Here is a 24,034-nt window from a genome sequence, read left to right as displayed (position 1 = left end):
CTGAGGCTCCTCTTCCCTGAACCGGCATATCCAACGAATTCAACGACACGTAGACCGAGCGCATCGCAGGCGTACATGACAGCAACAAACATTCTGAACTCTGTGACCTTGCAATCCAAATCCAGTACAGTCAGCTACTGGCCTAGCTTTGTCACACATTGCATTTTAATCTCTTCCCGGTTTCTGCGTTGGTAACCGCTTATTCGTGTCCAAGTCGTGCGCCCTAAACGCCTTGATGTGCGGAGGGCATTCGTTGAACGCGCCAGCCCGAGGGGTGTCCGGCTTCCAGGGCGCGATGCTCCTGCGAGATAACAAGACTGTGGCGGCTCTCTTAGCAGCGATGGCATCGTGGCACATGCCGGTGTCATAAACGCCGTCGGCAGTACCATTGCCGATCTCCTGGTCGGGAAGGATTTGGGTGGGCAATGCAAGTAGCATAGACACTTCGCCCACCTCGCTGTTGGTGAACTCAACGGCCCGCATTTCCAAGCTCTACTTGTCGACTCCTGTTTTGCTCTTGCGCGATATGTGAGCTTCGGACTGCTTAACCGGGTGAAAGACTTTTTGTTTGTTGAGTAACTCTGCCAGACAGCGGCTGTGGAGAAGTCATTAGCAGGTACGCTTTACTATGGCCTTGCCGCTACCGGAGGCTGCAATGAGTCATCCGCTTCACGCAACACAGAAGATCAACCAAAGCCGCTTGCACGATAGCTTCGGTCATCCACCCAACAACTCCTCAATAAAATCCTCTTGCCGATCGACCGCTGCCTCCCATTCCTTCGGCACCGCTGTTTCCCGTTCCAACGTCTCTGGCTCTGGTTGCCCGCGCCCAGCCTCCATCGCCATCACGCTCATCGCGCGCGCTTCGCGACGCTGCGAGCGATCCCGGACAGGCGCGCGTTCGGCTGGTTTCGCCTGTTCGTCTGCGAGGGCTGCGTCACCATCCACGCTACCCCAAGGTCCCACGCCCTGCACACTCGGTGGATAGGGGAAGGGCTTGCCCTCCTGGCGGGCCAGCATCTGCTTGAAGAAGGGATCGTCGTAATACTTGATCCGGCTCGCCTTGATCGGATGCTGGGGCGAGGCGAGGATTATGACCTCGTCGGGATCCATCAAGCGCGCTTCAGTCTCGGAAAGCAGCGGTCGCTCCTCCAGCCGCGCTGAAGTAGACGTCGCGCCGAGGAAACCCTTGTTGCGGCCATACATCCGGGTCACGGCCTCGCGCGTGGTGCTGCCGACCGCGGCGGAGACCTCCTTCACGGTGCGCTGGTCCCGCGGCGTGATGTAGAGCTTCAGCCCTGCCCCGTTTTCGAGGCTTTCGCGGCCCTCGGGCCCGTAGATCCGGTCAAGCGAAGCCAACGACTGCGCAATCATCGCGACGCGGCCACCATAGCTTGCCAGTGAATGGATCGCGCGTTCCAGATAGGGCATCGCCCCCATCTGCTGGAATTCGTCGATCATCATCATGACAGGCCAGGGCTCATCCGGGCCGGGCTCGTTCAGCCGGATCGACGCGATGAGATCGGCGAACATCAGGCGCAGAAGCGGGGCAAGGGTCGCAATGTGATCCTCGGACACCGCGATGTAGAGAGACTGCGGAGTCTTGCGGAAGGTCGAGAAATCGAAGTCGCTCGCTTCGGTGGCCGAGCGCACCGCCGGGTTGTCCCATTGTTTGAGACCGGCCGTCATCAGCGCCTGGATGTTCGAGGTCAAGAGACGCGACGAGGCCGAGGCCGCATTGGTCCAGAGTTCGCGCAGGATGTCTTCCTCGGCCTCGTCGGCATAGGTCTTATACTGGGCGTTCTTGTATTCGCCCCCGGCGACGATCTTGTTTACCTCGCCAAGGTTCGGTGTGCCACGCTGGATCGCCAGCAGGCAGGCAGCGACAAAGATCGACTTGCCAGCCTCGGAGAAGGTGTCGAGCGTCTTGTTGTCCTTGTCGAGGAAGAGGTCGGCCAGGATCGAGACCTCGGTGAAGCGCTGCGCAAAGCTCGGGGCCTTCGCGATGCGGGCAAGCGGATTGTAGCGATGCGTGGCATTGGCCCAGTCGAAGGGGCTGAACCGATAGACCTCGTCTCCGTTCAGCGCCCGAAGCCGCGCGGTCTTCTCGAAGTTCTCACCCTTCACGTCGAGCACCACGACCGAACCCGCGAAGCTCAGAAGGTTCGGGATCACGAAGCCCACGCCCTTACCGGCGCGGGTCGGTGCCACCATCATCACATGAGGGATGGTGGTCGAGGAGATGAACTCGGCCTTGGAGGTCGGTGCGCCAAGCTTGCCGCAGACGAAACCCTTGCCCGGGGCCTGCAGCATGTCGTTCTTCTTCAGCTCCGCCTTGGTCTGCCAATGGGCCGAGCCGTAGTCGTCTCGCTCCTTCTTCCAGGTCCAGGCCAGCGCCAAGGCGCCAAGCCCGATGGCCCCGAAGCCGACAGCGCCAAACCCCACCTTGAAGGCGTCAGGATGTGCCGCGCGGGTGCCGGCGCTCGCCTTCCAAAGCGCCAACATGTCGAAGCTCTGAAACCCGGTTTTCAGGGCCAGCGTCAGGTAGAATGCGGCGACGATGGTGCCGATGACGGCACCGCAGATCACGCCGAAGAGGAGCGCAGCCCAAAGGGGAAGTGTCTTGGTCATGGTGGTCATCCCCCTCAGAATTCCATCTCGTCGTCGAGTCCGCGGTCACGGCGAAGGTCGCGCCCCATTTCCTGCGCCTCCTGCTGGCCGCGCAGCCGCGCCACTTCGGTTGCCTTGTCCTGCTGCAACCCGGCGGCGCGGTCGGTGAAGACCTGGTCGCCGGTCTCCTCGAAGGTCATCTCGAGGAATTCCTGCGTGACCGTGATCTGGTCGAGCTTGCTCGGCAGGACCGCGTCCAGCACCTCGTAGTTGCCACGGCGAAGCTCGGCCAAGCCCTCCTCGCCCAGTTCCTTGAAGAGCTCGGACTGCAGGGTTCGCTCGACCGTCTCTTCCTGTTCCTCGGTAAGCTTGCCGTCCCGCAACATGTCGGCGAGGTCCTGAAGATAGGGATTGGGTGTCCGATCGTCCTCGTCGATGAGGGGCAACGTCGCCTCCTCCTCGTCCGCGAGGGTCCCGCCGATCTCGACGCCCAGTTCCTTGGCGCGTTCCATCAGCGCGTCCATCACGCTGTCGACCTTTTCTAGGGCTGCATCCAGTTGGTCATCATTGGCCGTCTCGACGCTGAGACCGTCCTTGGCCAGCACCGCGTTCATGTCCCGCTCGACCCAGTCCTGCGCCATGCCGTAATTCCGCGTGCCGCCCGCCGCGATCCGGGCCACCAGCTCCTCGCTGTCCATGCCCGCGCCCTCGGCGCGCTCGAGCACGTCGCGGAGCCCTTCGTCATTGCCGGAGTGCAGCGCGGCGATCAGCACATCGCTGCCCGCCCCCGGCGGATAGGGTTCTTCGAGCTGCTTGCCAAAGCGCGCGCGCAGCTCCGGGTCAGGCACCATCTGCGAAAGGTCCGCGATGACCGGTGCGGCCTTGGCTTCAAAAGCGGCGCGCTCGGTCGGGTCCAGTTCTTCGGCCTTGAGCCTGAGCGCCTCGATCGTGCGCTCGGAATAGTCGATCGCATCACCGACGGTCTTGATGTCCTTCATGTCTATCTCTCCTTCGGTGAAGTTCCACGGCGTGCCGGAGCCAAGCCCGTCCGCCATGCCGCGCACGGCGCGCGCCATGTGGCGCTGGTCTATCCGGTCCAGCAGATCTGCGAGGTTCTTGTAGTCCTTGGCGAAGCCCACCACCTGCGCCTGCGCGATGGCGGATTCCTGGGCCGTCATGATGATCTCGCGCGGCAGGCGGGCCTCTTCCTTAGCGCGGTAGAACTCCTCGATCCCGGCGGGCTTCTCAAAAATACCGCGCTCGAGCCGGGTGGTGGCATCAAGCATCACGCCATAGTTTTCCGCGATCTCGGCCTGCTTCTCGCGCATGAGCTGCGGCGACATCACGCCCTCGGCCCAGCAAGAGAACCAGGTGCCCTTCTCGACGCCGCGATTGTTCAGGATGATGTGGGCGTGCTTGTGCGCCCGGTCGTCATGGACCGCGAGGACATAGTCCCACTGATCGCCGTATTCGCCGCTCTCGAAGAAATGCTCCGCCCAGTCCATCGCGATGTCGCGCACCTGATCGACCGTCACGTCTGTCGGGAAGGACAGAAGCATGTGCGAGGTGAAACCGAGCTTGGTCGAGCCGCGCCAGGTCTCCGCCCAATCCTCGATGATGTCTTCTTTCTGCTCCTCAGAAAGCACTACCGCATCGGTCAGCGCATTGGTCATCGTCGAGTAGGTGTAGACCGCCTTGTCGTTGATGTAGGAGAGCTGCGCCCCGAGCGAAGCACGCGTCTTGCAGCCCCCCGCCCGGATCCGTTTGAACACCGCCGCCCGGCTTTGCCCCGAGGCCGCCTTCAGCGCGTTGCGCGCCGACATGGATCCGACACGCGCGAAACTCCGCCCCTGCCGACGCCCCGCCAGCCGCGCGTCGATCCGCGCCGCGGCCTGGCCCCGGATGCGCTCATCCTCCCAGAGCCGCCCCATGACCGAGACGTAAAGGGCGAGCGGATCAGCCATTCCTGATGAGCCTCAATCCGCGTTCGATCGTGCGCGAGCCGTCCTCCAGAACCGCGCTCTCTGTCCCCTGCCCTTCTTCCTTTTTCGGCCACTCCTGAGCACGCAGCGCCTGCGCCGCATCCTTCATCCGGCCCATCTCACGGCTCATGGACTGCGCCAGATCAAGGAGTTCGATCAGCACCGCGCGGTCCGCCTCCGAAACCTCCAGCCGACCGCGATGCACCGCCTTGGCGAGCACCAATCCTGCGTCGCTCACGTCCTTCGCCTGACGCCATGCGGCGCAGAATTCCGAGACCAGATCACGGGGCACATCGAGGAAACCGCACCGCCCGCGCAGCACCGCATTGAGCGCCTGGGATCGGTTGGCAAAACCCCGTTCGCACCACTCGGCATCGAACACAGCAAGCTCAGACTGACTGGCCCGGAAGGCGACCGTTTCGCTCGGGTCGCGCACCGCGATGCCCTCCCCCGCCTCCTCTTTCGCGAGCCGGTTCACGTGGCGCGGAGAGATACCGAACGCCGCCGCCAGCTCCTTCGCGCTCTCGCCCGCCGTGAAGCGCCGCGCCACTTCGATGCGCTCTTCTAGCTTCAGGTTTTTCGCTGGCCTCGGCACGGGTCAGACCCCTCGGACAAAATGTGCAAACATTGGCCATATCCTGCCAACGTCTTCCTTCTCCCCTTCGCTTATACTTCAATACATCACATTGCGCAATATTACGTTTTGCATAGTGTGTCTTTTTGCTGGAAATAGACGCCATCAAGACCCCGCGGCGCGGCGCGACATGGTACGGGTCCCGCCCTCATCGATGCAGGACAACCAGGTCGAAAAAGCTTCCGAAACTTGTGTTCATGACGCACACGACGACAGGCAAACCAAACGCTCGAGCCGGTCACGGATCGGGCGCCAGGAACACGAAAATGGCCCGCGCTGGATGGCGCGGGTCGCACCGTCTGCGAGCGTCACGATGCTTCTGAGAGTCGACGTCAGACCCCTGCGGATCCGAAGACCCGCAGGGGTATCTGGGTCAGTGACCCAGTCCCAGAGAACGCAGGTCGTCGTAGCGGCTGCGGGCGATCAGCGCCTCGGTCTCGAGGCTGTCGAGGGTCTCGGGATGGGCGTCTTCGTCGAAGGCGGCGAGGTAGTCCTCGAAGGCCATGTCGGCTTGCAGTTCGGCGAGGTCGATGGATTGTTCGAGTGTCATGGTGTGATCCTTTCCGTTGATCGTCGTTGGACGGATCGTGGAAAAGACCGGGGGCATGAGAGCGGGCTGCACCCGGCACGGGGCGGAATGAAATGGAGCACGCCGGGGGCAGGTTTGTTGTGAGCGATGCCTCGGCAGCGCTCAAGGCGTCAGCCGTCCAGAAACCTGCCCCCGGCGTTGCAGACCGCTCGACCCCGGGCTAGCGATCTGAAAGGCCAACAGGTCGACGGAAAGGCGCGCGGCGGTGATCCTCACGTGAGACGTTGCCCCGGGATGCATGACGATGATTTGCGATTTCGTTGCCTGCGGCGCAGGGCGAGTTCGCCGCCCCAGGGAGCTTCGCCAAGACGACCTAGGCACGGGTTGCTCGACTGAGAGAAGGGGTGCGCTTACCTCGCACAGTAGGCTCCCAGTTTTCTATGCTGACATTCGGTTCCGCCTGGGGTTCCTGCGATCCGCGCTGTCACTGAACAGAAAGATCGAAGCCGCGTCGGCGACCTATCCGGTCTGACTATCCAGTCTGACTATCCGCGTCGGCGTCCGCGTCCGAAATATACCGCATCCTTCGGACACCAATAGTGCACCAGTCGAGGACAAGTTCCCCCGGAACGAGAAAGAGCCAGACCGCCGGAGCGGTCTGGCCCGTGGCTTAGGCGGCGTCTTTGGGACCCCAGGGGATGACGGCCTGCAGGGACAGATCGTCCTGGTTCGCGGCCTTGCCGAGGTTGGCGTTGAAGCCGTGGTCGCGGATGGTCAGCGTGTAGTAGTCGGCGCCGGTCTCCTTGTTCTGCTTCTTCCAGATGCCGCCGCACTCGACCAGCTTGCCGCGCGGGGAGCGGCCGAGGACGCGGTGCGTGGGAGCCATCGGGTTGGTGCTCGCGACGGGTTCGACCGTGATGTCGAGGTCGAAGGTCAGGGTCGAGATGGAGCCGACGCCCTTGGCTGTTTCGATGTCGGCGCTGGTGAATTTGATGCAGTTCGTGGTCATTGCTCTTTTCCTTGTTTGCGTTGCAATGATGGTCACCTTGCAGCTGGCCAAGGCCCGGCCTCACCGAAGGCGAAGCGCAGCGGAGAGGGGCAGGCGCCGGTCTTTTTGTTCCGCGCGGAATGGCCCGCAGGGACAGGGGAAAAGGATCGGCGGCAACCTTTGTGGACGGGACGACAGCTGCGACCAGCATGTCATGCAACTCAGACAAAGGGAGAAGTGCGGTGGCCACGAAGGAAGGTAGGGGAACAGTCGAGGGACACGCGGCAGTGGCATGTGAAACAATAACCTATCGCCGGCCTCGTCTTCAGGATGAACCTCGAGAGGATCCAGTCCTAGGCCACTCGGCCAGCCTTGGACCGGTCGGCACTTGGTCAAAGCGAGGCACTAGCTCGGGATATCCAGGACGATAAGATGAACAAAGCCGGCTGCTCGCAATTGACTTAACGCAATTTTTGAGCCACATTTCCCGCAAAACGCAACCCCAAAGAATCGGAGCAGTCATGGGGGATTTTGTCAAAACCCGTTTCCCGGTCGCGATCTATCGCGGCCTGATCATTGATCTTGAGGACCGCCTGCGCGGAGAAGCCCTTAAAGCTCATCGAATGATTCAGGATCACTCTGGTCTGGATACACGTCGTGCACGGCGCCTTGAGGGAATGTCGCGTTTCCACATGATGGAAAAGGGGTTTCAGGAGGTCTGTGAACTTCATGGCGGCGCACTGCTCGACGGCGGCATTATCCCCGGTTCGGACTTCAAGGTTTTCCAACCGTTCATGCGTTTCGAGCATGAAGGGCAAGGCTTCATCCTTGGCCTCGCGGCAATGCCGGAACCCAGCAAGCTTCCGGTCAAGAACAAGTCGCGGAAGGCCGGTGTGACACTGAACTACAAGCTGTCTCCTCACTTCGATTTTGATGGTACTGCCCCTCAGATCGGGGACATCTGCATTTTGTTTCTCTTCGCTCGCGACCCTGAACAAGCCGGCAAGATTAAGGAGTTGGCCATCGGGCTCATTGACTCCGATTATGAGCAATACCTTTTCTACGAACGGATCGACCAGTACCTCGCGGATGACGGGGATGTGTCGGAACCCAGCTCGCCGTTTTCGACTCCTCCCGCATTGCCTGCCAGCGGTGCTGTCCGCCTGAAGCGCACGATGAAGCTTTTTGTTCCCCCCGAGGCTCCATCTGTGGATGACGAACAGGATGGCAAAGCGTAAAGGGTGCCACCGGCACCAGAGGAGGGAAAAATGCGAGTGGGAACACCCGGCTTCGTGCCGGAACGTCTCGTTGAGGCGCGCGCCGCCCGGCGCGTTCAAAGCATGAAAGAGTTGGCCTTGATGCTGGGAGTCAGCCCTAGTTCGGTTTCCCGTTGGGAAACCGGCAAACAGGCGCCGGAAGCTGATGCTCTGACAGAATTGGCGAAGGCCCTGCGGGTCCGGCGAGAGTTTTTTCTCCGTCCGGTCTTCGATAGCCCGCGACCGATGTTCTATCGAAAACTGGTCAGCACGCTGAAGCGCGACCGCGAGTATCAAACTTCTCAGGTGAGCTGGCTACATGAGATCAGCCACGTCTTGCAGCACTATGTTGATTTCCCCGAACTCGACATTCCAGACGTTCTGGGTGGCTCCAGCTACAGTCAGCTTCGGGACGAAGACATCGAGGACATCGCCGGCGAACTGCGGTCCCACTGGCAATTGGGCGAAGGCCCTTGCACAAATGTCGTAGCGGTCCTTGAAAAGATCGGCTGTGTCGTCGGCTCCATCGAAATGGGAACGTCCAAACTCGACGGCGTCTGCAGCTGGTCCAAGTCCGAGGACCGTCCTCACATCTTGCTCGCATCAGACAAGATGAATCTCCCCCGTCGTCAGATGGACGCCGCTCATGAACTGGGTCATGCAGTGCTGCACCGGAATGTCAGCGCAAAAGCATTGCGCGATGATCTTCCAGAGATCGAGCGCCAGGCATTCCGTTTCGCAAGCGCGTTTCTTATGCCGCAGACGACTTATGTGCCGGAGGTCCCGAACTACTCCCTTGCAGGGTTGCTGTCCCTGAAAGAACGTTGGCGCGTTTCTGTGAAGGCCCAGATCAAGCGGTTGGTGGATCTAGAAATCATCCCGCAGGATCATGCCACGCAGTTCTATAAGACCTATTCCGCCAAAGGCTGGAACCGACAAGAGCCGATGGACAAGGAGTGGGCTGTTCCAAAGCCACGTATGTTGCATGACGCTCTTTGCCTGATCGTGGATTCCGGCACCCGCAGTAAGGACGACCTGCTTTCGGTCGAGTTCACGATGCATCCAGGCGATATTGAGAACCTCGTCGGCCTTCCGTCTGGTTGGTTCAGCAAGAAAACAGGCGACGTGGTGTCATTGGCTCTCAAGACGGACGCTTCGCGTGAGACAGGTGCACCTGCAGGAGGGTCGGTGATCCCATTCTCCCGGCGTGAATCGCAATAGGGTTGGCACATGCGAGTGAAAATCGATGTCTCAGAAGAGGAACTGGATGGTGACTATGGCGCGGTTCCGGGTCTCATCATCACTTGTACCCGGTGCCGGCACTCTGTGGAGGTGTTCGGCACCGAAGAAAATTCGGTGAAACGCGGAGCGGTCATGCTTCGGGGTGAATGCCCTTTTGATGAGGACAATTACTATGAAGCATGATCTCGCAGCAGCAATTGGCCGTCATTGACAAGCAGCGCCAACCCTTGAAGCGCAAGCATTTCAGAGAGCTTGGCAGGCATTGTCAGACGGCTCTTAGAATATGCTAGATTGCGATCACTGATCGGTGCGGACCTCGGTAAACGCCGAGGGTTAGCGCATATCCCCATTTCACGGTTTCAAAGGTGAAGACATGTGGATCGCCGTTGTCATCATGGAGTACGATATCGGCACCCCCCAGTCGACCACCCCTGGCCGCCGAACAATAATCCACAACCATATTGAAGACGTCAATCTCATCGCAACCTTTGAAGCCGCTTGCAAACGCAGGCGACTGCACAAAGTGTGAACAGGGTTCTTTAGGGTCGAAGTCCGCTTCGCGTTTGATTGGATGCGGGTGTCCGGTGACCAGACCGATGATAGGCGTCGAGGCGCCCCAGATTTCGACACAACGCCAGAACGTCGTGGTGAGTGTGTTGTCAAAGCGGGGCTGGAGTGCCTTCACCGCCTCCAAACTTGGCGCATAGTCCCGTGCTTCGATGGCGAACCTATCGCGCAAGAATAGAAGACGCGCAGCAGCGAAGTTCGCCTCGGCTTCCATCTGTTCATGGCAGTTGGGCCGGAGCGTTTGCTTGTCGTCGCCGAGCATGGCCCCTTCGTGCCAGGGCAAGAGGCTGTGACCTACTTCATGTGCTTCAATCCAACGGAATTTCAGCTTGTGCAGATCCTTGTCCATTAGGATCCGTTTCTCATCCGGAAGGTAGAAGGCGCGCAGATCGAATTTCTTGACGGCATCTATGAAGAGAGTTGGTCGCCGCAAGACCTGCTTCCCGGCGACGCGCAACATGCTGATGACATCGTCCATCAGCGATGGATCGTCTTTTTGGAAGTATGCCCGATCAAGGTCGAGTGCATCCCGGACATGCTCAAGTTTGAGCGGCGGCTCTGGATTGCCCAGTCTGTTCAGCAGCCGCTCAACGCGTTCGTCGATACGTTCCTGAGTCCGCCGGCGAAGAATGTAGTTTTTGGCCATGGGACCCGTCTCGCTCTGTTACGTCGCTTTCATCGTCAGCGCTGCAACAACAGCGTCATGAAAGGCTTGTTCGTCTGGTGTCACATCCTTGATCGGAGCGGACCTGGCGGCGTATCGTGTGACTTCTTCCAGCCAATGGCCTTCTTTTGGGACCGCAAGGCCAGCCAGTTCCATCAGCTTTGGCTGCGGCAGATCAAGCGCGTTCGACAACCCCCATACGGTCCGGAGATCGGGTTCGTAATGAGGGTCCTGTTCGATACTCAGCAGCTCGCCGACCTCGATGTCCGCGTCGTCGGCGAGCTTTTCGATTGTCAGGCGCCGCTGTCTGCGCGCGACATTGATAAAGTGGCCGAATACCAGTCGGGTTTCTTCAACACGCAGAGATACCGCATCAGGGTCAACATGTGGGCGCGTGGCAAGAGCTCCAGCTCCAGGGGTAACATGCTCGTCGAATGCGAGCATTTTTTTGGACCATTCTGCGGAGATACCGTAAGTCATTTTAGCTCTCCTTTTAGGTATGCCTCGGCGGCGCCCGGTGTGGACTCGAAATACGGCAACTTGCCCTCATACTCGTCGGGCCGGGTGCCGAGGTTAGTGAAGCCGCAGCGCTCATAGAACGGGATTGCTTGCGGCAGGGAATGCAGGCCGACGCGGCCTTTGAAGCCTTCGTCGACACTGCGGGAAATGGCGGCGTGCATCAGCACAGGGCCGACCAGTCGATAAATCGGCGCGTCGGCATAAGGTTCGCGCCAGTTCCAGGGCGCGACTTCGAGATAGTCGACATAGACCAGATCCTGTCCGGCCTGAGAGTCCAAGCGAGCACGGCGGGAGGCGAGATCTAGCCGCATCATGCCTTGGGTCACATCGCGGCAGACGACACTATACCCAGTATGGCCGAGCAGCCCACGAACCTCATTCATCTTGCCGCGCCAGTCCCAGTGCCAACTTTGGGGCCAAGCGGTGTCGGCGGGACCGATACCGTTGTCCACCAGACGCTTCATGTAGGCCTGGACGGCCGGACGCCACTGGAACTGCCAGTCGATCAGCTGTTTCTCGGCAATCTCGTCATGCAGATCGGCCTCGACCATCGCACCAGCGGCGGCATCGAACAAATGGACCTGGTAGGCGGTCATAGCATCATGACTTCCGACTTATCCTTGGTCTTGTCGTCTTCGAAGAACAGCTTGTCGCCGCGCTCGAGCCGGACATCGACCATCTGATACAGACGCAGGGCCTGCCTTATCACGCCGATCTTGCTGAGATCCTTTTTGGCGCAAAGGCCTTCCAAAACGCCCATCTCCGCATCTGTGAGATTGAGCGTCATCGTTCGCTTGCTCATTTCCTTATCCTCCAAGACACGTGAGACATAGCCATACTTGAAGCAATTGTCAACTTAAAAATAGCCTACAGTTAGCCATTGACTGGTCATTCTTTGGCTACTATATCCACCAAATGAGGCCGGTCTGGATCGGCGAGCACAGAAAAGGAGACTGGCCATGGCGCTGGAAACGATTGAACTTGAAGACGTGGCGGCTTGCGTCGCTGCTGGACGGAACCCACGCCCCCAGGGGCCGTACCGGGTGCAGGTCGGCAATGGAGACCTCACCTTTGACGGATACCGGATCGACGATCCGGTGCCGACCGGGAGGCAACTTCTGGACCTCGTCTCGGCGCGTCCCGCGGAGGAGCACTTGGTGTTCCAGTTGCTTCGCAATGGCGATTTGAAAGAGTTGACGCTCGATGAGACGGTCGATCTGCGCACGGCAGGGGTTGAGCGCTTCATCGTGTTCAAGAGTGCGGAATCCTACCGCATCGAACTGGATGGTCAGGTGAAGGAATGGGGCGCCTGCGTAATCAGCGGCCGGGTCCTGAAGCAGCTGGCAGGTGCCGCCGACAAACCGGACTACGGTGTCTGGATGGAAATCCGTGGCGCTGAGGACCGTCCGATCGACGACAACGAGCTCGTCAGGTTGGACGGAAAAGGTCTGGAGAGGTTCTTCACCGGGGCGACTACCTCGACCGAAGGCGCGGAAGCCCCCATCCTGCCTATGCGTGATCGCCGATACCTCGAAGGACGCGGCCTGACTTTCGTCGAATACCGCGAAGGAGCGCAGACCGGTGTAATCCTGCGAGGCTATTGCCTACCGGACGGCAAATATCAGGTGGCACAGGCCGACATCCTGATCCTGCTGCCGCGGGGCTATCCGGATGCTGCGCCGGACATGTTCTATGCGCAGCCCTGGCTGACACTGGCCCTTTCGAGCCGCTACCCGCGTCAAGCCGACCAGCCGCTGATCTTCAATGGGCAGCGCTGGCAGCGTTGGTCGCGGCACAACAGCGACTGGCGTCCCGGCACCGATGGTATCTGGACCATGCTTAAGAGGGTTGAGACGGCGCTGGAGATTGCGGCATGAGCCGCCTCGATTTCACCTTGCAGGAACGTCACGAAGCCGAGCTTCGGGCGCTCCTGCACCGCCCCGATGGCCATGAAGCCGCAGCCTACGTGCTTTATGGAGTGAGCCGTGTCGCGATGGACCCTTGGGATCGCCAATCCCGTTTGCGACTGACGTCCTACCGCGTGATCCCAGTTCCGGACGAGGATCTGATTTCGGCCAGCGACAAGCATGTCACTTGGTCAACGAAATCGTTTCTTGACCTGTGTCGTGTGGCAAAAGCAGAAGGCCTGATCGTCGGCATCGCCCATAGCCACCCGGGCGGGTATCCCGAATTCTCCACACAGGACGAAAAAAACGAACGGGAACTGTATCGACTGGCGCGGAACCGGAATGGTGCCGGCGTCATGTTAGCAAGCCTGCTGCTGATTGATGGTGATATCTGTGATTACGCAGCACGTCTGTGGATCGACGACACCCAGCCGATCGACAGCGATGCTGTCATAGCCGTTGGTGCACGGCTTCGTGTTCTGAATGGGCTGAGCGGGTTTTCCGGAGAAGCCTTCGAGCGGCAAGCGCTTGCCTTCGGACCTTCACTGAATCTTCTGCTGGCCCGGCTGAAAATCGGTGTCGTGGGCTGTGGCGGCACGGGTAGTGCGGTTGCGATGCTGTTGGCCCGGCTCGGCGTCGGCCAGATTGCCCTTTTCGACGAAGACATTGTTGAAGTGAGCAATCTGAACCGCTTGCATGGAGCTCGACGGGACGATGCCGATGGCATGCGGCTTAAGGTCGAAGTCGTCGCGCGAGAACTGGCGGGTCTTGGTCTTGGTGTCCGCCCGGTTGTGATCCCGCACTGGGCGGATGCAGATGAGGCACGCGATGCCTTGCTCTCCTGCGACATCATCTTTGGGTGCACTGATGATCACGCAGGCCGACTGTTTCTAAGTAGGTTCGCATATTTTTACCTGCGCCCGGTCATTGATCTGGGACTCGCACTCACACCGCGTGGTGAAGACGGTCAAGTTGGGAACATGATTGGCCGGGCGACGGTCTTGCGCCCTGGCACACCTTGCCTGCTGTGCCGCGGTATCGCACACCCACATCGGGCGGCGGAGGAAGAACTGCGTCGTGCCGCGCCGGCGGAGTATGAGCGTCAGAAACGTGAAGCTTATGTGCGCGGCGGCGGCAATCCAGCACCAGCGGTCGTCACGTTCACGACGGAAACAGCGACTATGGCCGTCAACGAGCTGCTGCAGGGTTTGACCGGTTATCGAGACGATGGCGGCTGGGCGGCGCAGCGCATTCGGCGTTTTGATCTCGGGATTGATCGATTGCAGGGGGCAAAGCAAAATCCCGGGTGCATCCTGTGTGTCGATCAGGGTTACTGGGGCCGGGGTGATGTCGACCCTTTCATGGATAGGGTGGGTTGAGAAGATGTTTGGTAACATTGCACGACGCTTTCTGATCTGGTGCCGGTTTATCCCCCGCGTCGACCTAGTCGGCCGGGTGCAGGCCACGCATCCCGAGACCACTGCCCTAACGGCAGATGCATTGGTTGTCGTCCGAGACGGCAGCATCGAAAAATGGGCTTGCTTCCAGTGCCCGGGCGGCTGCGGCCAGAAGATCCAGCTGTCGCTGAGTAGAAGTCGGCGCCCGCGTTGGTCGGTGCGGCTTGACTGGCTCGGTCGGCCGACTGTGGAGCCATCGATCCGGCAAACTAACCAGTGCCATTGCCACTTTTGGGTTCGTCAAGGGCAGGTACAATGGTGCGCGGACAGTCCGAAAATTAAGTCGCACCCAAATCGAAGCCGAGAGATGGAAGCGGCCATAAAAGCAAGATAGAATTGCTGGTGGTCAGAGCAAAAGCCGCTGGATGGCTCATCTCGCACACGTTGTTCAACTTTAGGCTTGCTGGGAACACACTACCTGATCTGGAACACCCATTACACCGGCATCCACCAGCTGCTCCCGATCGGGAAGATCGCGCAGGCTCTCCAACCCGAACGCGACAAGGAACTGCTCGGTCGTCACAAATGTATAAGGCGCCCCACGCCGAGGCGACCTTGGCCCGGTCCCGATCAGGCCACGCGCATGCAGCCGCCCGATCAGGTCGCGGCTGATCTCCTTGCCGAAGATGTCTTTGAGCCCGTCGCGCGTAATCGGCTGATGGTAGGCGATGGCCGCCAGCACCGCGACGTCGAATTCACTCAAGTCCAGCAGTTGGTCGCCGACATCTGCCGCCGCGCGGATCGCGGGGGCGTAGGTGGCGCGCGTGCAGAACATCCAGCCGCCAGCGACCTGGGCGATCTCGAAGGCCCGCCCCTCCAGATCGGCGGCGAGGTCCTCAACCAGCAGGTCGACCGACGCCCCCTGCCCCACCACGCGCGCCAGATCGTCGCGCGGTACCGGCGAAGCTGAGGCAAAGAGCACCGCCTCGATCCGGCGCATCCATTCCCGCCAGCGCAGCTCAGGCGGCAAGTCGGGCAACTCGCGATCAAGTTGGGCTGCGGGGCGATCCTTGGCCATCCCTACACCCCATAAAGCCGGAAGGTGTCGCGACCGGTCAGTTCACGGATCGCGCCAAGATCGACCAGCCGGTCGCAGAGCCGCCGCGCGGCGCGATCCGGCAAGGGCAAAGATGAAGGCGCCACGGCATCGTGGGTCAGGAACATCTCAACCGCTTTTCCCGCCCCCTTGGCGCGCAGCTTTGGCGCGACTGTGTTCAAGTGTGCCGCGCGCCGGGACAGGTCGACCGCCACACTTACGACTTCCATAGCCGAAGCCGTCACCGCGCGATAACAGGCCACGCGCAAATCGTCCCTGCGCTTGCGTAAATCGGCGCGTTTCAAACCGATCACCATGAGAGGCAGCAGCGTCTCCCAGCCAAGCGCCTGTGCCAAAGCGGCATCGGCGAGGATCAGTGCTGACGTCTCCGCGCGCGACCTGTCCGTCAAAACAGTTTCCAACACCCTGGCGGCTCGGGCCACCGGCGCGCCCTGCCCTGCATCCAGCCAGTCCGCGATTTGTCCTGTACCCAACCCGCCTATGGCCCAAGACAGTACCCTGATCGACACCGGCCGCTCCACCGCGCGCCGCCACGACAGGTATGTTTCCCCTGCTGGCCCCGGAAGGTCTCCGGGGCGCAAAAGGTGTACAGCGTCGCGCAACTCCGCTGCCCGCTCCGGGCGGCCAGAGAACGCGACACAAGCCTCCGCTGCGCGCAGTGCCAAGCGGTCCCGCAACAAGGCGTGGGGCACCTCCGTGTGTCCCAACACAAGATGCAGGTGGTTCAGCGTCGCGCCCAACAAAAACGCAACATCTTCAAGGGTTTCAGCACGCGTGGAGGTGACCCAGGCAGGCATCCGGGGTAACGTGTCGAGGTCGCTGATGTGATCTAGCCGGGCAAAAGTCATGCCCGAAGCCTACATCACGACGGCGCTTTTTGCCAGAAAATAGCACATAAACCGCCTCTCTTTGCCGATGCTATTTATGTCCAATAAGTTTGCATTATCGGACATAAAAGAATATGCTCGGCGGCATGACAGAAAACCACGAGAAACCGCGCTCAGAGGCGGCGAACGGGTCCTCGATCGACGAAGGCGACGAGAGAGATCGCCCCGGGGATGAGGCCGTCAGACTGCCCTCCTTTGTGGCCGGTTCCGGCACTCTCGATCGGCTGGTCGATACCGCCCGCGGCTATGCCCGCGCCGCGGCATCGGACAACACCCTGAAGTCCTATGCGAAGGACTGGAAACATTTCGCGCGCTGGTGCCGGATGAAGGGCGCCGAGCCATTGCCCCCCTCCCCTGAAATGATCGGGCTGTATCTCGCGGACCTGGCCTCCGGTTCGGGCCCCTCCCCTGCCCTCTCCGTCTCAACCATCGACCGCCGCCTGTCCGGTCTCGTCTGGAACGTCGCACAGCGCGGCTTTTCCCTCGATCGCAAGAACCGTCACATCGCCACGGTGCTGGCCGGGATCAAGCGCAAGCACGCGCGCCCGCCGGTGCAGAAGGAAGCGATCCTGGCTAAGGACATCCTCGCGATGGTCGCCACCCTTCCTTTCGACCTGCGCGGGCTGCGGGATCGGGCGATCCTTCTTTTGGGCTACGCCGGAGGCTTGCGCCGCTCGGAAATCGTCAGCCTCGACGTGCACAAAGACGACACACCGGATTCCGGCGGCTGGATCGAAATCATGGAAGAAGGAGTCCTGCTTACCCTCAACGCCAAGACCGGCTGGCGCGAGGTAGAAATCGGGCGCGGCTCGAAGGACCAGACCTGCCCCGTCCACGCCCTCGAGCAATGGCTGCATTTCGCAAAGATCGACTTCGGCCCGGTCTTCGTCGGCACTTCGCGCGACGGCAAAAGAGCATCCGAAACCAGATTGAACGACAAGCATGTCGCACGCCTGATCAAGCGCACGGTCCTAGACGCCGGCATCCGCTCCGAACTGCCCGAAAAGGACCGCCTGGCGCTGTTTTCTGGCCACTCACTGCGCGCCGGTCTCGCCAGTTCAGCGGAAGTCGACGAACGCTACGTGCAAAAGCAGCTCGGGCACGCCTCGGCCGAGATGACCCGCCGCTACCAGCGCCGGCGCGACCGGTTCCGCGTGAACTTGACCAAGGCCGCCGGACTCTGACCCGCTGCCCCATCATGCCGCCTGTCCACTGAGCCTGCCATAGAAGCTGCGCTCGAGATGCAGCTCCCCTGCCCCGGCTTTCTCGACCATGCCGCGCAGATAGCCGCCAGGCGAGGACACTTCGCCTGCGCAATGCTTCTCGAAGACAAGCGCCAGCGCCGCTGTCGCCACCTGTTTGCCCAGCCGGTCTTGCGCCACGTTCCACGCATGCTCGGACACCCCGATCATCGGCCTGAGCTGCCCTGCAACCCGGTGCAGATCACCCCAATCCTTCAGGAACCCGCCCAAATTGCGCGCCCAGGACGCGAATTCAGGACAGGCCTGCATCACTGTGGGCAGATCCAGCGCAGCGCGCTTCTTGCGCACCTCGGCCACCCACTCTTCCAGCTCCCTATCAACCTGATCTTCGGGCTGAGCATTGGGCACTACGGCCGCGACTTCCTCATTTTCTGAGGAATTACGAGTTACAGGATCAAGTTGGTTTGTAATTAGTATATGAGGGTCAGAAATGACCTCCCTGGGGTTCATTTCTTGAGTCTTCTCGGGAACTTGCTCCTTGGTTTCAGGCATGTTTTCCACAGGCAGCACGGCCTCAGTTGCCTTGAGGTAGGCCACCTCGACGCGCTCCTGTAGCTCCTTGAACCAGCCCAGCAGCCGTGCAAGCTGCTCGGACGATTCATGGCGGCGCGGAAGCCGGTCCAGAAGCTCCTCGAAGAGCCCCGTGAACTGCGTCCAAGGCCCGCGCAGCGCGCTGCTGACGGCCGCCTCGATCCGCGCGCGGATCATGCGGCGTGCCACAGTGATCTGACGCTTCAGGCGTTGGCAGAGCTCGCGCTCGGCCTGCAAATCGGCATGGAGCTCCTCGAACTCCTCGACACGCGCCGACAGAGGCGACAGATCGAAGCCGTAGGCCTCGACAATGCGCCCTTCGGCGTCCCTACGGCCCCATCGCTTGCCGTTCGGGCTATCCTGGAAGGATATCACGCCGATCTCGGCCAGCCGCCGTGCATGGCGCTTGAGTGCAGAGAGCGAAAACCCCGTCTGCTCCATCAGATAGGCGTTCGACGCCCAGACGATCGGGCGCTGGCCCTCTTCCCAGTCCTGGGCCTGGGTGAAGGCCCCCAGCGTGTCGAGGAGCATCAAGTCTCCGGCCTTGAGGCCAATGTAGGCCCCCACCCGCTTCACGGCCACGAAGGCCCGCGTTTTGGGTACAGCCACCTGTTCACCGGCTTGGGCAAGCTGCTCTGCAATGCCAAGACCCGGTGTCGGCTTGCGCCAACCTGTATGTTTCATGGATAGTTCTCGCCTCCTCTGCTTGATGGAGGGCAAAAGAATCCCGTTCGCTCAGGAGCGTTGCTGTTGACAGTGATTCGCCGGAGAACTATCTTGATAGCGACCAAACTAATCTTGATAAGCTCTCAGGCCCTCAGCTTGGGGGCTTTTCTTTTGCCGTTATCTCAAAGCATATCCGCTCCTGTTTCTTACCTCGTTTGGATCGAAGACGACCGTCTCCGCGGCTCCTGCCTCTTACTTCGATCCGTGTTTCTCCAAGTACTCAGCGATGACATCACTCAAACCTCTGAGAATGTCCTCGTCCAATGTTAGCCCCGTGGCAGCGACAGAGAGCTTCCCGCCCTGCCCTGTAACACTCAATTTCCGCGAACCGATCTTTCGCTGTACCGTGAGTTTCTTTGGGCTCTGCGATTTCTTTTTTGCAGGCTTGGACGGCTTTTTAGTCAGGTCGCCAAGAACCTTTTCGAGGTCACGGTGGCTGAGATCGTAGACATCTTTGCACGTGTGCAAAATCTCACCTCTAGCCGCATAGACAGCGCGACCACGTGATACCGCGCTGTTATGGACACCCACACGCTTGGCGAACTCGGTTGCAGTTATCTTCTCGTCCGGTTTGGCATCTTGTAGCCGCTCGAACATTTCGCCTATCGAAACCAGACGCTCGAATGCGCTCAGGTTTTCACGTTCCTCATTTTCCCGGAAGCGCATGAATAGCATCTCGAACTGCTCTTCACGGGAACCCCGATGGGATTGTGGAACCAGAATGGCGCGGACAGGCAATCCCAAAGCTTCAAGGATCGCATGGCGTCGCCGACCCACGATCAACTGGAATGTCACGCCTTCTACGTTCTCGGGCTCACGTTCATCCGGTCGCCAATCAGGATCCGCTGGCCGAACATGAATGGGCGTATCTTGACCATTCTTCTCGATACTCTCTTTGAGCTTCTCGAATGCCTCTTGGTCGCGCCAATCTTCACGCCGGTCCGATCCAATCACGTCCACGATCTGAGACGGATCAATCTGCAACTCATGTCGACCCGCGAGAATGCGCTCCACGACCTGTGCGCGCTCAACGTGAAGCATCTGGCTGGCGTCTGAAAGCGCTCCGGCCTTCCAAGCACTGCCAGAGCCGCCCAGTCTTGGCTTAACCCCACCAACCAGTTTCGCTTCGTCTTCGTGGACCTGTTCGCTTGCACCAGATCCAGGAGCCGCAGACACATTCTCATCTGGGCGCGCGGACTTTTTCTTGAGGACCGAGCTGCTCAATGTTCGCTTCATTCGGCTTCCTCCTCGAAATTGTAGAAGTTCTGCATCCAATCTTCGGCATAGCCACGCTCAAGACCAGGCCAGAGGCGTGAGACGATGGCGTCATTCACTGCGTCAGCATTCTCGATGAACCTGTTGATGCCTTTTCGCTTGCCTGGCGTATCTGGGTCATACTCGTAGACGGACTGATAAACGTCCGACGCGTTCGAAATAGCATCGGAGCGAAGATAGAATACGGGCAGCACCTCATCTGGGCAGTTTTCGAGCAGGTTGCCGACCTGTGTGAGATCTTGCTCATTTGTTCTCTGCACGATCGTGGGCAACAGCATATGTGCCGCACCGCCCATATCGATCCGATCCGTCGCGAAAATGTGGCGCAGCATGGTGAGGAGACCAGTCACAAAGGTGGACAAGGTCGCAATGTCGAACCCCTTCATCGTCTGCGGGATAATCAACGAAGTAGACGCCATCACATTGTTCAGCTGGAACAGTGTCAGCGCAGGCTGATAGTCGATGATGATGCAGTCCAAGGTCTCGTTGAGGGCACTTTCAAGCTTCGCTTGGTCGACCCTACCGTTGGTCACCAGTTCATTCGGACGGGTGACCGGTGGATGCCCCTCTTTCCAACGATCTATGGAGTCTCTTAGGAACCTGTAGAACCGCTTTTCCGGGGTGCCCGCTCGCAACAACCTCGCGATCTGAATTTCACCTTCGGAGGTTTCGCCATGCGCAGGTACTAGCCGCACGCCCGGCCAAGAGGTTTTCTTGAAGAACCCGTCAAGCGTCTCCGCATCATAGTCAGTGTAAGGGATGGACTCGTCGGTCTGAAACAGCCCCGCGAAGTCAACCATCGTCGGAGTTTCGTCATCTGGCAAAGTTGGCATTTCTTCGCCGCCGACAAAATAGAGCGTGATCGTGCTCTGGGGGTCTGCGTCCATGACGCCGACTCGCATGCCGTAGTGCAGACTCAGGTACTGAGCGAAGTGCGCAGCACTAAGCGACTTTGCCGTACCACCTTTCTGACTTGCGAATGAAATGACGGGCAAAGGATCGTCGGGTTTGCGCCAAGCAAGAAAATGCTCAGGCCGCTTTGCTGATGCAGCCATCAAAGCCCGGATGTGCATCAGCTCCGTCAGTGTAAAAACACGTTCGCGCCCTACATGTTTGCCGGCAGGAAAATCCTCATTGTCCTTAGCGAACTTCGTTAGATGCTGATGGCTAATGTTCAGGAAGCGAGCGCATTGACGCATCGACCAAGAGCGCTTGATGCGCTCACGCATCGTCAACTCCTTGTTGACCGAGACCATGGTCCGGCCAAGGCCCCGCTCGAGCTCTTGAAGGAACTGTTCTATACTGCCGCCCATTACACCGCTCTCATTTCGACTCTCTCACGGAATCGCTCCGAGTTGTAAATAGCACGGTTTTTGAGGAAATGTACAGATATTGTACGCCTACAGGATTTTCGGCGCACAATATGGGCTACACCGATTGAAAATACGGACAGCAACCTGAGCCGCGAGGTGATTTTGCACGCGTGCAAAAACCTCGAAGCCTGGTGCAGCCAGACCGCCGGAGCGGCCTGGCTGTTGGCTTAGGCGGCGTCTTTGGGACCCCAGGGGATGATGGCCTGCAGGGACAGATCGTCCTGGTTCGCGGCCTTGCCGAGGTTGGCGTTGAAGCCGTGGTCGCGGATGGTCAGCGTGTAGTAGTCGGCGCCGGTCTCCTTGCTCTGCTTTTTCCAGATACCGCCGCACTCGACCAGCTTGCCGCGCGGGGAACGGCCGAGGACGCGGTGCGTGGGGGCCATCGGGTTCGCGCTCGCGACGGGTTCGACCGTGATGTCGAGGTCGAAGGTCAGGGTCGAGATGGAGCCGACGCCCTTGGCGGTTTCGATGTCGGCGCTGGTGAATTTGATGCAGTTCGTGGTCATTGCTCTTCTCCTTGTTTGCGTTGCAATGATGGTCACTTTGCAGCTGGCCAAGGCCCGGCCACACCGAAGGCGAAGCGTGAGCTGGAGAGGGGCAGGCGCCGGTCTTTTTGCTGCGCGAGGAAAGACCCGCAGGGTCAGGGGAAAAAGATCGGCGACAACCTTTGTGGACGGGACGACAGCTGCGACCAGCATGTCATGCAACTCAGACATTGGGAGAAGTGCGGTGGCCGCGAAGGAAGGTGGGTGAACTGCCGACAACTAAGAACGCCGAAACGATCCTTTCACAGTCACACCTGATCTTTCGATACATACCACGACCCGTCGCAACGCAACACCGGCCCGTCTTGAGGTCCTCGGTCGAGTTACCAATGGCCTAGAGCAGAAAGTGATCTCACAGGCTGGAGAAGTTGAAATGCCCAGGCGAGGACGCGCACATCTTTTCCCGACAGCTTCAATCCCGGCCGCGTTGCGAACTTCGAAGATGTCCCGTATGGCAGCGCAAAACTGAGCAAACGACGTGTGCGACTCGGAAGATCAGGCAAACGCCCGAGCCCGCTCCAATCCCGACACGTGTCGGGATGAGTGAAGAGGATAAGCAGTTGGACGGCGCAACACAGAATGTGGTCACCGAGGATGGCCTGCGCGATCTGCTCTCAGATGGCTACCTCATCGAGGTGATCTGCAACCAGACTGCCGAGAAGCGCCATAACAGTTGGTATGGCGCGTGGATCGTGCACGCGGTGACGAAGGACGGCCAGGACGCGAAGATGCTTGTCACGAGCCGCAGCGTCTTCAAATTGCGCGAGTTCAAGACGATCGTCGGATTGGTCAGTTTCCTGGCCGAAATGGGGCGCCTTTCGGCGAACATCCCGCTGATCCCGGGACGACGTGAGCGTCACGAGGCTTTTGGAAGTCCCGCGACAGCGACAAACTAGAAATACTCATCCACACACTCAGCAGTCTGACAGACCAAATCCTGCAATACTGCGCACCTCCGCGAACTCAAAGTGCGAACCGCACTGGGCGCTCTGACTGATGTCATTGTAGAACCGGGGCCTAAGCCCCGATCCTCTTGATGCGGATCCCGAGCTTGCGGGCCTTGTCGACGATGTTCTCTGTGATACCCGAACCTGGGGTGGCGATCAGCCCTTGGGGCATGGTCTCCAGCATCTTGTCATTGCGCTTGAAGGGGGCGGCCTTCCCGTGGCTCTTCCAGTCGGGCCTGAAGACCACCTGGGTGACACCTCGGGTATCTGCCCAGCGGGCCGCGATCATCTCGGCGCCTTTGGGCGTGCCACCGTGCAAGAGCACCATGTCGGGGTATTTCGCAAGGGTGGCATCGAGGACGGACCAGATCAGGTCGTAGGCCTGATAGTCGCCGCCCGAAAAAGCGATCCGTGTGCCTTCGGGGCAGTGCACCTCGGTCTCCTTGCGGCGCTTGGCCGAGAGATAGGCCCGACTGTCCACCACGGCGGAGATCAGACCCCGATGCGAGACCTTGGATCCGGTGCGGGGCAGCCAGGGCGAACCGGTGGCGGCCGAGAAATGGTCCACGGCCAGATCGCGCATCTGCTCGAAAGCGTCGCGATGGTCCCAGAGCTTCAGCCCGATCATCTGGAGGCGTTCCAGCTCGACCGAGGCGACCTCAGAGCCGTCCTGGATCGCGAGGCTTTCCCGGACCTCGAATTCGTTGTCGTCGAGAAGCTTCTGGATATGGGTCAGCCGGCGATGGAAGATCGAGGTGAGGGACCAGAGCATCTCTTCAATATTGTCCTCCAACTGGCTGCCGGTGAGGAGGCCGATGGTGGTCTCAAAGAGGGTCGCCATGGCGAGTTCGACCTCGTCGGGTTGGGGCAGGGGGCGATGATCGGTCTCGCCGGGTCCCGGTGTTGCGCCGTGAAGTGCGAGGTGGTCGAGGATGGCGGAGGTCACGCCGGTCTCCTCTTGGATGTCTGTCTGATGGGGCATTGTCTGGTTCCTCTGTTTGATCTGACCCGATTTGGATGGGGCGATGTCAGGACCGGCGGCGACCGGGCCGCATCCGTCAGGATCGGAGCGAAGC

The 24,034-nt window shown here is 60.0% G+C and carries 24 protein-coding genes; 8 read left to right on the top strand and 16 right to left on the bottom strand.

The window, feature by feature from the left end; all coding sequences use genetic code 11:
• Positions 1-717 precede the first annotated feature (717 nt).
• From SM765_RS21205 to SM765_RS21185, 5 genes are all read right to left on the bottom strand, one after another.
• Entirely contained in the window at positions 718-2,631 is a 1,914-nt protein-coding gene (locus SM765_RS21205) for a type IV secretory system conjugative DNA transfer family protein (protein ID WP_368981845.1), read from the bottom strand.
• A 14-nt stretch (positions 2,632-2,645) separates the two neighbouring features.
• A complete protein-coding gene (locus SM765_RS21200) occupies positions 2,646-4,574 on the bottom strand; it encodes a relaxase/mobilization nuclease domain-containing protein (RefSeq protein WP_368981844.1) in 1,929 nt (642 codons plus the stop codon).
• Complete coding sequence (locus SM765_RS21195; RefSeq protein ID WP_040403070.1) at positions 4,567-5,187, bottom strand: helix-turn-helix domain-containing protein; 621 nt, start codon at positions 5,185-5,187, stop codon at positions 4,567-4,569. The genes SM765_RS21200 and SM765_RS21195 overlap by 8 nt, the downstream gene beginning before the upstream one ends.
• Before the next feature lie 412 nt (positions 5,188-5,599).
• Entirely contained in the window at positions 5,600-5,776 is a 177-nt protein-coding gene (locus tag SM765_RS21190) for a hypothetical protein (protein ID WP_232616948.1), read from the bottom strand.
• Positions 5,777-6,425: 649 nt separating this feature from the next.
• Entirely contained in the window at positions 6,426-6,764 is a 339-nt protein-coding gene (locus tag SM765_RS21185; RefSeq protein WP_017470241.1) for a DUF736 domain-containing protein, read from the bottom strand.
• A 500-nt stretch (positions 6,765-7,264) separates the two neighbouring features.
• Here SM765_RS21185 and SM765_RS21180 point away from each other — a divergent pair, with 500 nt between their 5' ends.
• From SM765_RS21180 to SM765_RS21170, 3 genes are read left to right on the top strand one after another with little or no spacing between them, the layout of a single operon-like run.
• Positions 7,265-7,981, top strand: coding sequence for a hypothetical protein (locus SM765_RS21180; protein WP_009574254.1), 717 nt, complete (start codon positions 7,265-7,267; stop codon positions 7,979-7,981).
• Between the two features lie 30 nt (positions 7,982-8,011).
• Entirely contained in the window at positions 8,012-9,220 is a 1,209-nt protein-coding gene (locus SM765_RS21175; protein ID WP_108887760.1) for an XRE family transcriptional regulator, read from the top strand.
• 9 nt (positions 9,221-9,229) lie between these two features.
• Positions 9,230-9,424 (top strand): hypothetical protein, encoded by a 195-nt coding sequence (locus SM765_RS21170; protein WP_009574256.1) that lies wholly within the window; start codon positions 9,230-9,232, stop codon positions 9,422-9,424.
• Positions 9,425-9,527: 103 nt separating this feature from the next.
• Here the strand turns inward: SM765_RS21170 and SM765_RS21165 are convergent, their stop codons facing one another.
• The 4 genes from SM765_RS21165 to SM765_RS21150 are packed head-to-tail and all read right to left on the bottom strand — an operon-like array spanning position 9,528 to position 11,793.
• Positions 9,528-10,454 (bottom strand): ImmA/IrrE family metallo-endopeptidase, encoded by a 927-nt coding sequence (locus tag SM765_RS21165; protein WP_009574257.1) that lies wholly within the window; start codon positions 10,452-10,454, stop codon positions 9,528-9,530.
• Between the two features lie 18 nt (positions 10,455-10,472).
• Entirely contained in the window at positions 10,473-10,952 is a 480-nt protein-coding gene (locus tag SM765_RS21160) for a helix-turn-helix domain-containing protein (RefSeq protein WP_009574258.1), read from the bottom strand.
• Positions 10,949-11,587 carry a GNAT family N-acetyltransferase gene (locus SM765_RS21155; protein ID WP_368981646.1) on the bottom strand — a complete coding sequence of 213 codons (639 nt, stop codon included), beginning with the start codon at positions 11,585-11,587 and terminating at the stop codon, positions 10,949-10,951. Before SM765_RS21155 ends, SM765_RS21160 begins: the two co-directional genes overlap by 4 nt.
• Positions 11,584-11,793: a hypothetical protein gene (locus SM765_RS21150; RefSeq protein ID WP_009574260.1), complete on the bottom strand. Its 210-nt coding sequence runs from the start codon at positions 11,791-11,793 to the stop codon at positions 11,584-11,586. The genes SM765_RS21155 and SM765_RS21150 overlap by 4 nt, the downstream gene beginning before the upstream one ends.
• 157 nt (positions 11,794-11,950) lie before the next feature.
• Here SM765_RS21150 and SM765_RS21145 point away from each other — a divergent pair, with 157 nt between their 5' ends.
• The 3 genes from SM765_RS21145 to SM765_RS21135 are packed head-to-tail and all read left to right on the top strand — an operon-like array spanning position 11,951 to position 14,689.
• On the top strand, positions 11,951-12,868 hold the full coding sequence (locus SM765_RS21145; RefSeq protein WP_009574261.1) for a multiubiquitin domain-containing protein: 918 nt from the start codon (positions 11,951-11,953) through the stop codon (positions 12,866-12,868).
• Positions 12,865-14,277 carry a ThiF family adenylyltransferase gene (locus SM765_RS21140; RefSeq protein WP_368981647.1) on the top strand — a complete coding sequence of 471 codons (1,413 nt, stop codon included), beginning with the start codon at positions 12,865-12,867 and terminating at the stop codon, positions 14,275-14,277. Before SM765_RS21145 ends, SM765_RS21140 begins: the two co-directional genes overlap by 4 nt.
• On the top strand, positions 14,246-14,689 hold the full coding sequence (locus tag SM765_RS21135) for a ubiquitination-like system serine protease family protein (RefSeq protein WP_368981843.1): 444 nt from the start codon (positions 14,246-14,248) through the stop codon (positions 14,687-14,689). Before SM765_RS21140 ends, SM765_RS21135 begins: the two co-directional genes overlap by 32 nt.
• 60 nt (positions 14,690-14,749) lie before the next feature.
• Here the strand turns inward: SM765_RS21135 and scpB are convergent, their stop codons facing one another.
• Complete coding sequence (gene scpB, locus SM765_RS21130) at positions 14,750-15,373, bottom strand: SMC-Scp complex subunit ScpB (RefSeq protein ID WP_368981648.1); 624 nt, start codon at positions 15,371-15,373, stop codon at positions 14,750-14,752.
• A 2-nt stretch (positions 15,374-15,375) separates the two neighbouring features.
• The gene (locus tag SM765_RS21125) at positions 15,376-16,260 is read right to left on the bottom strand and encodes a DUF1403 family protein (protein ID WP_368981650.1); all 885 of its coding nucleotides are present in this window, start codon (positions 16,258-16,260) and stop codon (positions 15,376-15,378) included.
• A gap of 113 nt (positions 16,261-16,373) precedes the next feature.
• Between SM765_RS21125 and SM765_RS21120 the strand changes: the two genes are divergently transcribed.
• Positions 16,374-17,483: a tyrosine-type recombinase/integrase gene (locus SM765_RS21120; RefSeq protein ID WP_368981651.1), complete on the top strand. Its 1,110-nt coding sequence runs from the start codon at positions 16,374-16,376 to the stop codon at positions 17,481-17,483.
• Positions 17,484-17,495: 12 nt separating this feature from the next.
• Here the strand turns inward: SM765_RS21120 and repC are convergent, their stop codons facing one another.
• The 4 genes from repC to SM765_RS21100 all read right to left on the bottom strand — a co-directional run bounded on the left by repC (position 17,496) and on the right by SM765_RS21100 (position 21,972).
• Positions 17,496-18,776: a plasmid replication protein RepC gene (repC, locus tag SM765_RS21115; RefSeq protein ID WP_368981652.1), complete on the bottom strand. Its 1,281-nt coding sequence runs from the start codon at positions 18,774-18,776 to the stop codon at positions 17,496-17,498.
• 234 nt (positions 18,777-19,010) lie between these two features.
• Entirely contained in the window at positions 19,011-20,054 is a 1,044-nt protein-coding gene (locus tag SM765_RS21110) for a ParB N-terminal domain-containing protein (RefSeq protein ID WP_292305188.1), read from the bottom strand.
• Positions 20,051-21,406: a ParA family protein gene (locus tag SM765_RS21105; RefSeq protein ID WP_368981653.1), complete on the bottom strand. Its 1,356-nt coding sequence runs from the start codon at positions 21,404-21,406 to the stop codon at positions 20,051-20,053. The genes SM765_RS21110 and SM765_RS21105 overlap by 4 nt, the downstream gene beginning before the upstream one ends.
• 227 nt (positions 21,407-21,633) lie before the next feature.
• A complete protein-coding gene (locus SM765_RS21100; RefSeq protein ID WP_368981842.1) occupies positions 21,634-21,972 on the bottom strand; it encodes a DUF736 domain-containing protein in 339 nt (112 codons plus the stop codon).
• Positions 21,973-22,571: 599 nt separating this feature from the next.
• On the opposite strand from SM765_RS21100, the gene SM765_RS21095 reads away from it, so the two are divergent.
• Positions 22,572-22,907, top strand: coding sequence for a hypothetical protein (locus tag SM765_RS21095; RefSeq protein ID WP_234994833.1), 336 nt, complete (start codon positions 22,572-22,574; stop codon positions 22,905-22,907).
• Between the two features lie 121 nt (positions 22,908-23,028).
• Here the strand turns inward: SM765_RS21095 and SM765_RS21090 are convergent, their stop codons facing one another.
• Positions 23,029-23,940 (bottom strand): DUF2493 domain-containing protein, encoded by a 912-nt coding sequence (locus SM765_RS21090; protein WP_093455093.1) that lies wholly within the window; start codon positions 23,938-23,940, stop codon positions 23,029-23,031.
• Positions 23,941-24,034: the final 94 nt, after the last annotated feature.

Origin of the sequence: Pseudophaeobacter sp. 1A09344, assembly GCF_041008745.1 — a bacterium.
Classification (GTDB): Bacteria; Pseudomonadota; Alphaproteobacteria; order Rhodobacterales; family Rhodobacteraceae; genus Phycobacter; species Phycobacter gallaeciensis_A.
This window is presented reverse-complemented; position numbering and strand designations above follow the sequence as displayed.